Genomic DNA, 11,673 nt, shown 5'->3' on the forward strand with positions numbered 1-11,673 from the left:
TGATGACTGTTGTTTCGCAAAAGGATCATGACGCCGGGTCGGGACAATTTCTGAATGGTTTGAGGATCCTTGACTTCAGCTCGGTTGTTATGGGCCCGTTCGCCACCCAGCTTCTGGCGGACATGGGCGCGGATGTTATCAAGGTCGAGCCGCCCGGCGGAGATCTGGTCCGGTATTATCGTCCGCAACGGTCACGTGAACAAAGTGGCCTGTTCATGTCGTTGCACCGCAACAAACGTAGTGTGGTTCTTGACCTCAAGAAGGACGGCGCAGGCGAGGCGCTTAACCACTTGGTCGGTGCGACCGATGTGGTTTTGCATAACTTCCGGCCTGCCGTCGCGCGGCGTCTTGGGCTGGAATATGCGGATCTGCGCAAAGCCAACGACAAGATCATTCTGTGCAAGACGTATGGTTTCGGAGAGGGCGGACCCCGTCAGGAAGACCCAGCCTATGACGATGTAATTCAGGCGTCTTCCGGACTGTCTGATATGTTTCAGCGCACGACCGGCAAACCGGCCTATGTGCCCTCGATGATCTCTGACAAGATCGTCGGCCAGATGGCGGCACTGGCGATCGCCTCGGCGGCATTCCGGGTCGCGACCCATGGTGTCGGCTGTGAGGTCGAAGTGCCGATGTATGAAACGATGGTCGCGTTCAATCTGGCGGAAAATTTTTCCGCCGCCGCGTTCGAGCCGCCTCTGTCGGATTTTGGATGGGCGCGCAGCATCAGCCCCATGCGCAAACCTTTTCCCACCAGCGACGGTTATGTGTGCATCTTGCCCTATACAGATCAGAACTGGCGCGACTTTCTGACGGTTGGCGGCCAGGCAAGCGTTCTGAAAGACGACAGGTTCCGCACGCTGGCCGACCGGGCGTTGAACATTGATGCCCTCTACAAGGTGGCCGAGACGATCACGCCGTTACAAAGCAGCGACGAATGGGTCCGTTTCGCCCGTGATCACAATATCCCGGCGTCCCCAATCACGGCGATGTCCGATCTGATAGACGAACCGCATCTGGTCGCTGTCAACATGTTCGAAACGGCGCAACATCCGACAGAGGGAGCTTATCGCGTGTGCCGGGGCCCGGTTCGCGATAGCGAGACAGATTGGCAGCTGCGCCGCCACGCTCCGGGACTGGGTGAACATACTCGCGAAATCCTTGAAGAAAGCGGATGCCCCGAAGAACGTATCAACCACCTAATCGAAACTGCGGTGATCATTGGCTAGATCAGGATTGCCTGCACAGGGCCAGACGCCGCGGCCCGCATTTCGCGAAAGGACATGACATGAGAAACGACCTGAGCGTTCGTACGCATGCAGGGGTGACGATCCTGAAATTCTCGCGTCCCGAGAGCATGAACGCGATGACGCCGGATATGGAAGGCGCACTGCGTGACGCAATAGAGGCGGCGTCGGTTGACCCGGACGTAAAGGTGATCCTGTTGACCGGAGAGGGCAGGGCGTTTTGTGCCGGAGCCGACCTCAAGGCGGTGAAGGCCGGTGATTACTATGAAAAGCAAGGGAAGCTGCTGGCGCGCGCCGATGCGACAGAAGCGCCCTATATCGGGCGGTTCAGCTACTTTGCGCTATGTCCTAAGCCGATCATCGCGTTCCTTAACGGCGCGGCGATCGGGGTGGGGATGACGATCGCGCTGCATTGTGACATCCGCCTTGTGAACTCCGACGCAAAACTGTCCTTTGCTTTTCCGCGTCTCGGGTTGGCGGCGGAAGAGGGGGTTGCCTTTCTGTTGCCCCGTCTTATCGGTGCATCAGCCGCGATGGAGTTGTTGTTAAGCGGCAAGAGGTTCACCGGGCGCGATGCTGCGAGCTATGGTTTGGCCACGCTGCTAGATGACCCGGAGCCGGATGAGGCGGCCGCACTCGCGCGGGTCGGGGATATGTTCGATCTGTGTTCGCCGGATGCGATGCGCCGGATCAAAGCCCAGATATGGGAGAGCTGGCTGGCGGAGTATGAAACTGCGATCCGGACAGCCCGTAAAGAAGTAATGGAGAGCCGCAACAGCGCCGATTTTGCCGAAGCGGTGGCAGGGTTCGCAGAAAAGCGGCCGCCGCGGTTTCAGGGTCTGGAATCGTGATTGTTATTCATCGACATCAGTCGCCTGATACGCTTTGCCACCGCCTGACCCGGCCTTGAAAAATGACCGTCCTTGCGCCGGATAAGCGCAATCGTACGCTTGAGAGATGGCTGTTCAATGGGGAGGGCAATCGTCCCCTCTGAGGGAATGGCCGAGATCACCGATAGCGGCAGTATCGCAGCGCCCAGACCGACCTCGGCCATTGCGACGAGCGTATGGGCATTCACGCACTGATACTTTGTAGTGTAACTCAGCCCGGCCGCTGCAATATCCTTCAGCACGAGTTGGCCCATACCGGTCGAACGGTCGAACAATAGTAACGGAACATCGCAGAGCTCTGTCAGTGTCAGATGCGTTTCGGCGCCTTGCGCCGGGATCAGATCTTTGCGCAGAAGCGCAAAGAGAGGTTCGTCCTTCAACGGGTCGAATTGCAGGTGATCGACGTGATCCATTGTCTGTCCGACAGCCAGCGCGATCTGGTTGGACGAGATCATTTCCAGCAGTTTCTCCGAGCTGGCCTCGTAGATATCGACTGAAAGATCGGGCAATCGCGCGGCCAGATCGGTCAGCAGATTCGGAACATACATGGCGGCCAGCGAGGGCAGAAACCCGATGGAGATCCTGTTATCGCTCAGGCCGCGTTCTCGCCGCACGTTGCGCAGGGTGGTCTCGACCCCGATAAGCGCCAGCCGCGTTGCATCCGCGAGCTTGCGACCGTCCTCGGTCAACCGGACATGACGGGTTGATCTTTCAAAAAGCGAAAAGCCCAGAACGCTCTCGAGACTCTTGATCTGCATCGAAATCGCCGAGGGTGTGCGCGACATTGCCGCCGCTGCCTGACTGAAACTTCCGAACTGTGCAACCACGACGAACGAGTGCAGATGCTTTAGCGCGAGGGGCGGTAGGTCGGGGAAAGGGTCATTGTTCATAGGTCCCGTCTATCAGTTTTTTTGAAAAGTTGTAAGAAAAGCGCGTTTGTCTCGACACTGTCGAAAACGCATGATGATCCTGTCACAGTTTGAACAAAACGCGTTGAGGATCAGATGCTGACTACCGAATTTGCACCGCTGAATATTGACGATGAGGCCCGTAAGGAGCAGGCGCGGCTGCGCGCCTTTTTGCGTCGGGAGGTCGCGGCTGGCAGCTTCGATCCGATGATGAGTTCGTGGACCGATTTCGACGCAGATTTCTCGCGCAAACTCGGGCGCGAAGGCTTTATCGGTGTCAGCCTTTCCAAGGAGCATGGCGGAGGCGGAAAGTCATTTGCAACGCGCCATCTGGTCATGGAAGAATTGCTGGCTTCCGGCGCGCCATGTGGGGCGCACTGGATGGCGGAACGTCAGAGCGCGATGCAGATCATCCGCTTCGGCAGTGACAAGGTGCAGCGCGAAATTCTGCCAAGGATCGTTGCCGGAACCTGCTTTTTCGGGATCGGTGTCAGTGAGCCGAATGCGGGATCGGACCTCGCATCCGCGAAAACCTCGGCGCGCAAGGTCGATGGTGGCTGGCTGATAAACGGTGCCAAGATCTGGACCACCAATGGACATAAAACCGACTACCTGCTGGTGCTGGCACGAACCTCGCCGCAGGGAGATAAACGTCACGAAGGCTTCACCCAGTTCATCGTCGATATGAAGTCGAGCGGAATCGAGGTACGCCCCATCCGCGATATCAACAACGATGCCGAGTTTGCCGAAGAAGTATTTAGCGATTGTTTCGTCCCTGATGACTATGTGCTGGGTGAGGTCGGCAAAGGCTGGGATGTCGTTCTTTCAGAACTGGTATTTGAACGTGCCGGTCCGGATCGTCTCTTGACAAGTTTTCAGACGCTACAGGCACTTGAGACTAAGTTGGCCAAAAAGGGTGCGAATGAAGGCACCCGCGAAATCGGCCGGTTGGTCGCGCATCTGAGTACGTTGCGGCAAATGTCGCTCAGCGTATCCAGTCTGATCGAAAACGGGCGGCCCGCCAACCTTCAGGCGTCCCTCGTCAAGGATCTGGGCGCCAAATTTGAACGTGAAATCCCTGAACGCGCCCGCGAACTGGTGGATTTTATCCCACGACGAGGCGCCGGTGCCGACGCATTTACACAGTCCCTGACGCAAAGCGTGATGCGCGCGCCGTCATGGTCGATCAGGGGCGGTGCCCGTGAAATTCTACGCAGCGTTATTGCGAGGGAGCTTGGTCTGAGATGAGCGATATGCAGCAAATGATGAAGGATACGTGCCAGAGGTTTCTGGCTGATGTCTCTATACGGGAAAACTGGGAAAACCAGCCACATGACGACCTGCCAACAGGGGATTGGGCAAATCTGAGCGAGCTGGGCCTGCCCCGGGTTGCGATGCCCGAGGAACTGGGCGGTGTCGGCGGCGATTTTCAAGATATGTGCGAAATGGCATATGTCGCCGGATACAGCGCATCCCATTTGCCGTTGGTCGAGGCCATGCTGGGAAACTGGTTATGTGGCATGGCAGGGTTTGAAATAGCCGAGGATGCCGTGCCGATGCTGGCGATGGATTCCCTGATATCGGACGAGCCGGCGCAACCCGCCACCGGCACGGTCCATAATCTGCGCTCTGCACGTTTTGCGACCCATTTCCTGTTGCCCGAAACCCGGGACGGCGCGCTCTGGGTATCGCTGGTGGATCGCGAGGGTGTCACAGTAGAGAATTCTGCAAATGCCGCGGATGAGCCGAGCGATATGGTTGCGAACCTTGCATCGGCAGAGGTGATCGCGACTGCGCAACTGTCTTGCAATCCCGTTGATCTGGCGCATGTCAGTGCCTTGCTGCATGCCAGTCAGATGTCAGGAGCGATGGAACATGCGCTTGAGACGACAGTGCAGTATACGCAGGATCGCAGTCAGTTCGGTCGCCCGCTGGTCAAATTTCAGGCGGTGCAACACATGATCGCCGAAGCCACGGCCTATATCGGGGCAAGCCGCCGGATTTCGGCAGCGGCCGCCGACGCATGGGGTACTGACAATTTTGGCTTCCTCGCTGCCGTCGCCAAAGGCTATACCAGCGAATCCGTCGGCCCTGTTACCGACGCGTGTCATCAATGTTTCGGAGCGATGGGGTTCACACGCGAATGCCTGCTGCACGTCTTTACCCGTCGGCTCTGGTGCTGGCGCGAAGAGTTCGGAAGCGAACGTTATTGGTACGGTAAGGTAGGTGAGAAAATCCGAAAAGAAGCGAGCGACGATATATGGTCGTTCGTGGCGGACATGTAGAGAACGAAAACTCTGAACAAAGGTCCAAGCCTCGGCGATGTAAATCGCCGAGGCTTTCTTTTATGCATAACGACGTTATCTGCATAAAACATGTTGCCAACTCATCTCGTCGTGACAGTCTCGCTCTGACGCGAAGCTATTTCAAAGCTCTCGTTTCATTTCGCCCGCATCACAGTGCAGGGCTGCTATTTGCGAGATTTTTGTCCGCTCAGCGCGTCGATATCAGCGGCATCGTAGCCCAGACCGCCGAGTACTTCGTGGGTATTTGCTCCCAGCTTCGGAGCGTCGCGGCGTATGCTTGTGGTCATTCCGCTATAACGTACTGGATGGCGCACGCTTTTGTAGTGACCCTCGGAGGGATGATCGCGCACGGAGAACATGTTGACCTTGTTCAGATGCTCATCCTGCCAGAGATCCTCTAAGCTGATAACCGGCATCGCCGGGATACTGGACTCGTTGCAAAACTCCATCCACTCTGCATTGGTAAACCGTGCCGCAGAGTTTTCGACGATGAGGTACAATTCATCGACGTTTTGAACTCTTTCAGGCATGGTTTTGAATTTAGGATCGTCTATCAATTCTGGCCGCCCAATAAAGCTAAGGAAATCACGCCAGTTCCGGTCGGAATAAGGTAATAGGCAGGCATAGCCATCTTTCGTCTTGAAGGGTTTACGTGCCGGGCTCAGCACACGCTTCCAGCCCGGTTTGTCGAGTGCGGGTTCAAAGGCATAGGGGCCGATATGCTCGACCAGATTGAACGATACCAGCGCTTCGAACATCGGTATTTCTACGGATTGTCCTTTTCCCGTCCGCTCGCGATGCAACAATGCTGCCAAAACCGAATTTGCAACCATTTGCCCCGCTACCTTGTCACATACAACACTGGGGACGAACGACGGCACACCGCTTTGACGGCCCATCACAGACGCCAGTCCCGACGCCGCCTGAATGGTGTCGTCATAGGCCGCGCGTGTGGCATAGGGGCCATCGGAGCCGAAGCCGACGGCGGCACAATAGATGAGATCGGGCTTGACCGAGACCAGCTTGTCAAAACCCAGCCCCAGTTTAGCGACGGCCTGTGGACGCATATTATGAACGACGACATCCGCGCGCGCGACGAGCTTCATCAGCGCCTCATGGGCATCGTTGCGTTTCAAATCGAGAACGACGCTTCGCTTGTTCCGATTGAGGTCCAGAAAGAAGCCGGCCATGTCGGTGCCACGTTGCGGTGTGTGGTAGCGAACTGAATCGCCATCTGGGCTTTCGATCTTGATTACGTCAGCCCCCAGATCGCCCAGGAGTTGGGTTGCGTATGGTCCCATAATCACTGTTGTCAGGTCGAGAACGGTCATTCCTGACAAAGCGCCTTGTTGCTGAGGTGTCATGACGTCAGGCCCCTTCTTAGTTGGTGTGGCAGAGTACTAGCTCGCCACGTTTTAGCGTCGGCCAAATCACTCTTCTAGGTCGATTTCTGTTCGAATTTGAAAGGGTTTCCACAGCCGAATGACGAGTGACGGTCCCGTCTGTTGTAGAAGCCGCTCAATCAAAACTAAATGGTCATTCTGACCCGCCCTAGGGCTTCCTAGGGCTACTGCCAAATCCGATTAATCTTGATGGTTTTGGCTGCAGCTCAGTAGCGGTGGTTTCTTGTCGCCCATAAACACGTTGAACTCGTGCGGGCGCAATATCTATTGATAATCGCGCAAGAGATATTCGGTGGCTCCCCCGCGATCGCCGTGACCTCTTTTGCTAGGTTTTTGCACTCGCGGTTTGATGGTGCGATCCATTCTCTGGAATGAAAGTAAGCGTTTGATTACATCCCGCACCTGAGAACAGGTAAGTTACGGCGGTTGCGTCCACCAGAAATCAAAATATGCTGCTAAAAAAGCCTAAAACCCGACCCAACCAGTCGGGTCGCGGGTAGATCAATCATAATCTGGTATCATCATTAATTTGTTAATCGTTTACACTACTGCGTGCGCTGGTGTGTTGATCAACGTAAGCTTTAATGATGCTACGCTGCAGCGTAAATTGGTGCGACGAATGGCTGCGAAGGAGCGCAGCGCGGAGCGGCAAAGCTTCCAGCCGCGCCGCCCCCAGTAGTTTTCGAGGCTGGGCACATCTATTTCGCGCTCTTCGACCCCTGCCCGGTGCGTCACCGGGTCAGAGCAAATGGTTTCAACGCCAAGAAACCTCGCCTTGGACCGTTTCGCGGAAGCAGCGAATATCTCGCGTGTTATCTCCCAGGATTTACGCAGTCGACAATTGTCGCATGCCCCAATTCAAGATTCGAGACCGCAAGTGCCGCTGCGATATGGTAACTTTCCGGGGCAATATCCCGGCGAGGGTTTATCGCCCAGATCGCGGCGCGATCTCATCAATCCGCAAATATACTGCACCCGCCTTCATCGCGAGTGCGCGTGAGATTGTGCTCTTACCAGTCCCCGGCAAGCCTGCAAATGAAATGAGAGCAACCAAAGATTTGCCTGATATGTCTAATCATGACGCGTACTTAGTCCATGGCGAAAAGACAGCATAGTCCCGAACTGCGAACCATGGCATGTTGAACCACGCTGCGCGATGCTATCGAAGGCCTGTTCGCGGACGCTGCGCCGCAACGTTGACCGGGAGGTCGATAGTCCGCTCAGGGCCGAAAGCTGACCGCAATCGGAGCTAAGCTGCAAGCGAACTTCTAACAAAGATCAACTAGCAAAGTCTGGGCAGAAGGGTGGACGATCCGCACCGGTCCAGAGCAAGCATACAAGATATAACGATAATATCTGAAATTTTGGTGCCCCCACACGGACTCGAACCGCGGACCTACTGATTACAAATCACAAACTCATATTTATACAGTTGGCGCACGTTGGTGCGCTTCACCAGCAATTACATGCGGTTATCCTAATTTTGCAACGATAATCAGTCGGTTGACACTGCGCCAGAATGCGCCTTAGTGAAATGGTCTGTTGCAAAAAACGTTGCAAAAAACGGAGATGGATAGATGACCGCTGCAATCGACTTCACCAAGAACGCGAAACTCCTGAAAGCCCCACCGGGCATGTATCGTCACGATGGCGACCGCTTTCCGGGCTTGTATCTGAACGTTGGGAAGCGGCGTTCGACGTGGTATCTCAAGAAGCGCGTCGGCGGCAAAGTGAAGTCGATCAAGGTCGGCGCGTTCCCCGACATGGACGCCTCGCAGGCGAGCAAACAGGGCGAGACCAAGACGACACAGGTGCGAACCAGCCCGGACATTACGACCGTGCGTGACGGCTGGGAGAAGCACTGCGAAACTTCGCAGGCAATGGGGTCAATGTCTGACAAGCACCGCGCCGACATGACGGCCAAGCTGGAACGCCACGCCCCGGACATCCTGAAACTGCATGTTGCCGACGTGACCTCCGCCCGCGTGCAGGACGTTGTGAACGGTCTCGCAAAGGACGGCATGAAGGCAACGGCCCGCCATGTGCGCACGGCCCTCGGCTCAGCCTTCAACTACGCGAACGTTCCGAACCCTGTATCCGGCAAGAAGGTGCGCGCGCCGAGTTCGGGCGAGACGGAAACCAAGTGGACCCTCGCCTGCAACGCGCACGGCCTCGACGAGGACGACTGGTCGCCCATGTGGGAGGCGATCATGGGCATGGACAACGCCCTGCGTTGCACGGCTTGGGTCTTGATGCTGTTCACTGGCATTCGCGCGGGCAACGTCCGTTCACTGCGCTGGGATCAGATTGATCTCCAGATGCGCACGATCCACCTGCCGAAGATGAAGAACAAGCTGGCCCGCACGCTGCCCGTCTGTGACACGGTGGCTCGCGCTCTGACGGCGATCCGCGCGGGCGACTCCGACTTTGTGTTTCCGGCACATTCCAAGACGGGGCATATCGACCAGCTCGACGTGCTGTCCACGACCATCGACGGGAAGCAGGTTCCGGTCTTGAGCCAGCACGACACCCGGCGGCACTTCATGCAGGCGGGCGCGGAGGCGTTCCTGCCCGACTACGTGATCCACTACCTACGCGGCGACGTGTCGGGCGGCAAAGGTAACGACATGCTGATGAAATACATGAAACGGATGGGTAATCACCGTGCGCCTGCGGAAATCGAAAAGGTCGTCTTGCAGCGGATTAAGGTAGAACCTTCTTTCGACATTGTTTCTTAACCCTGCCTGCACTAAGTTGAAGGTGCACCAATGCAACGTCGTGAGACGCCGCGCGCCACAGTGGCGGGTGTCAGCATATTGCTCAGGGGATCGGCGCCTGAGCATGAGGGCTTAGCCGAAATATCAACGGGCGCGAAGAGCGCAACATGGCCCACCTGTTCACGACCGGACAGCAGGAACCGTTGATATGTCTCAGGACCAACTGTGCGCAATCGAGTCGCGCCTTGAAGAACTCGAAACCCGACTAACCCATCCCCGCATGATGACCCCCTTGCAGGTTTGCGACTTCCTGCAAATCTCGGAACGCGCGCTCTATGACATGAAGGAGCGCGGCGACGCGCCGCCAGCCATCTACTTCAGCCAAAGGACAGTGCGCTACGACCTGCACGAGGTGATGGCGTGGGCGAAGCAGAAAGAAGTGGGGCACGGGTGATGGCGAAAGAGGAAAGAGTCACCGCAAAATTCGGCAAGGGCTATGCCGCCCAGCTGATGGCGTTCAATATCAAGAAGCAGCGCATCGTCGATCTGTGCAACGTCGACTTTGAAGAAGACCTGTTCGACGAGGCCAAGGATTACAGTTCTTGGAATCGCGCGCTGAATGGCAAGGAGGTCTGGGAGGGTATCGTCGATGCACTGCATAGCCTTTGGGGTGCTCAGGTATCCCATCCGAGAAAATACCTTCCTGACGACGGCCCGCCAGACGATGGGCTACAGGACTGGATGAAGCAGATCGCAACGGCACCTTGGTGGCTCGACGTGTTGCAGGTGTCTGCGTCGCAGAGCGCCTTCAACGCGTGGTTCTCGGGCCGACCGATGGGCAAGGCGAAGGTGGCCGAGGTCAAGGCTGCTGTCGATGATTGGTGGGCGCGGCTGATGGCGGCGGTAGAGAGGGCTGAGTATGCGTCACTCGCGGCTGAATTGATGGATTCCAAGGGCCAGAAAACGGCGCGCAGCATCGACTCTCACATCTACACCAAGGTCGTCGAGCAGGGCATGGAGGTCGAGGATGCGCGCGATCTGTTCGTGGACATGAGCATGAAGGCGTATCGTTATCACGCGCGCCCGATTGATCTTGCGGACCCTCAAGACCCGCTGCGAAAGATGGACGACACGCACGACGAGATGTACCGCAGTGACTTCGTGAAAGCCTTCGACGACATGCATGAGGCGGGCTATCCGAACGCATTGCCAAGCATCGCTCCCGACTTCGATGCAGCGCCGTGGTTCGAGGTAAAGCGGTGGGGTGGCCCAGAGAACGAGGAATGCCCGAAGAACATCAATGAGGAGCTTTACGGCCTCTGGTATCGGGTCAAGTATCAACGCTACTGGAATGCCGACTTTCGGACGGTAGCGCTCAGCCATGAGATCGTCGAGGTGTCAGAGGACGGCGAGGAATGGCGTTCGCCGAACAAGCGCGAAACGCGCGGCTGGGATCCAGGAACGGTGCTGTTCATGCGCGGGCTGATCGAAGACGGCGACGGGCGAAGCCAGTATGAGCGCGAGGTCGATGAACTGCGTTCCAAGATCAAGCGACTGCGGTTCGACACTCAGAGTGCGTTCAAGGCTGAGGACCGTGCCACAGCGCAGATCGAACTGACAGCGGCGGAGAAGCGGCTCGGCGAATTGCGCTAGGCTGCGCAGTCAACGCGACGCGGGAGTGCGGCGAGAATATCGTCGCACTCTTTGCGGGTCGTCTTGGGCATGAGCCAGCGGCGGATGGTGTCGAGGTCGATGCCTTCGGCGTAGAGGCGGTGGGCGTGTTCTTTAGCCATTGGTCGGGTCCTTTTGGCAGATGAGGTTTCGGCGTATCAGTTCTTTGACAACTTCGCGGGCTGCGAAGGAGGTACATCGCAGCACATTGTCAGCGACGCCGAGATTGCTCAGTGCGCTGTCCGTCTGTTGAAGCATATCGACGACGCGCTGAGCGTGGGTCACTTCGGGTTTCTTGGGCTTGGGCATCGCTCGCCGTCTCCGTTGTTCGTGTGCGCTGAATATACAGGGGCGGCTGGTGATGCTGCCACCAACGATCAAGGTTGGAATAACTCAGTTGTAGGTCTTTGGTCAGGAAGGCCTGCGATTATCGTGCGCGTGTATGTGTGCATAAAAAAATGATGATGAGATTTTGCGAAACAGGTCTTGGAAATCTCATCATCATTTTTTCATGCACGCGCATGCGTGTGC

11 protein-coding genes are annotated in these 11,673 nt (G+C 56.8%); 7 read left to right on the plus strand and 4 right to left on the minus strand.

Features of this window, described 5'->3' with window-relative positions; all coding sequences use genetic code 11:
* Positions 1 to 2 precede the first annotated feature (2 nt).
* Positions 3 to 1,229, plus strand: coding sequence for a CaiB/BaiF CoA transferase family protein (locus N7U68_RS13190; protein ID WP_263047091.1), 1,227 nt, complete (start codon positions 3 to 5; stop codon positions 1,227 to 1,229).
* Between the two features lie 59 nt (positions 1,230 to 1,288).
* On the plus strand, positions 1,289 to 2,098 hold the full coding sequence (locus N7U68_RS13195; RefSeq protein ID WP_263047092.1) for an enoyl-CoA hydratase-related protein: 810 nt from the start codon (positions 1,289 to 1,291) through the stop codon (positions 2,096 to 2,098).
* Here the strand turns inward: N7U68_RS13195 and N7U68_RS13200 are convergent.
* Complete coding sequence (locus N7U68_RS13200; protein WP_263047093.1) at positions 2,080 to 3,027, minus strand: LysR family transcriptional regulator; 948 nt, start codon at positions 3,025 to 3,027, stop codon at positions 2,080 to 2,082. The two genes, N7U68_RS13195 and N7U68_RS13200, sit on opposite strands and share 19 nt — an antisense overlap.
* 114 nt (positions 3,028 to 3,141) lie before the next feature.
* On the opposite strand from N7U68_RS13200, the gene N7U68_RS13205 reads away from it, so the two are divergent.
* Together N7U68_RS13205 and N7U68_RS13210 are read left to right on the plus strand one after the other, a co-directional pair.
* Positions 3,142 to 4,293, plus strand: a complete 1,152-nt coding sequence (locus tag N7U68_RS13205; protein WP_263047094.1) for an acyl-CoA dehydrogenase family protein — start codon at positions 3,142 to 3,144, stop codon at positions 4,291 to 4,293.
* The gene (locus N7U68_RS13210) at positions 4,290 to 5,330 is read left to right on the plus strand and encodes an acyl-CoA dehydrogenase family protein (RefSeq protein ID WP_263047095.1); all 1,041 of its coding nucleotides are present in this window, start codon (positions 4,290 to 4,292) and stop codon (positions 5,328 to 5,330) included. The genes N7U68_RS13205 and N7U68_RS13210 overlap by 4 nt, the downstream gene beginning before the upstream one ends.
* A gap of 185 nt (positions 5,331 to 5,515) precedes the next feature.
* On the opposite strand, the gene N7U68_RS13215 is transcribed toward N7U68_RS13210, so the two are convergent.
* Entirely contained in the window at positions 5,516 to 6,715 is a 1,200-nt protein-coding gene (locus N7U68_RS13215; RefSeq protein ID WP_308446140.1) for a CaiB/BaiF CoA transferase family protein, read from the minus strand.
* 1,616 nt (positions 6,716 to 8,331) lie between these two features.
* On the opposite strand from N7U68_RS13215, the gene N7U68_RS13220 reads away from it, so the two are divergent.
* From N7U68_RS13220 to N7U68_RS13230, 3 genes are all read left to right on the plus strand, one after another.
* Positions 8,332 to 9,492: a tyrosine-type recombinase/integrase gene (locus tag N7U68_RS13220; protein WP_263047096.1), complete on the plus strand. Its 1,161-nt coding sequence runs from the start codon at positions 8,332 to 8,334 to the stop codon at positions 9,490 to 9,492.
* Positions 9,493 to 9,679: 187 nt separating this feature from the next.
* Positions 9,680 to 9,925 (plus strand): helix-turn-helix transcriptional regulator, encoded by a 246-nt coding sequence (locus N7U68_RS13225; protein ID WP_101461326.1) that lies wholly within the window; start codon positions 9,680 to 9,682, stop codon positions 9,923 to 9,925.
* Complete coding sequence (locus N7U68_RS13230) at positions 9,925 to 11,124, plus strand: hypothetical protein (protein ID WP_263047097.1); 1,200 nt, start codon at positions 9,925 to 9,927, stop codon at positions 11,122 to 11,124. Before N7U68_RS13225 ends, N7U68_RS13230 begins: the two co-directional genes overlap by 1 nt.
* Here N7U68_RS13230 and N7U68_RS13235 read toward each other — a convergent pair.
* Positions 11,121 to 11,264: a hypothetical protein gene (locus N7U68_RS13235; protein ID WP_263047098.1), complete on the minus strand. Its 144-nt coding sequence runs from the start codon at positions 11,262 to 11,264 to the stop codon at positions 11,121 to 11,123. The two genes, N7U68_RS13230 and N7U68_RS13235, sit on opposite strands and share 4 nt — an antisense overlap.
* Complete coding sequence (locus N7U68_RS13240) at positions 11,257 to 11,451, minus strand: hypothetical protein (RefSeq protein WP_263047099.1); 195 nt, start codon at positions 11,449 to 11,451, stop codon at positions 11,257 to 11,259. Before N7U68_RS13240 ends, N7U68_RS13235 begins: the two co-directional genes overlap by 8 nt.
* Positions 11,452 to 11,673: the final 222 nt, after the last annotated feature.

Source organism: Roseovarius pelagicus, from assembly GCF_025639885.1.
GTDB lineage: Bacteria > Pseudomonadota > Alphaproteobacteria > Rhodobacterales > Rhodobacteraceae > Roseovarius > Roseovarius pelagicus.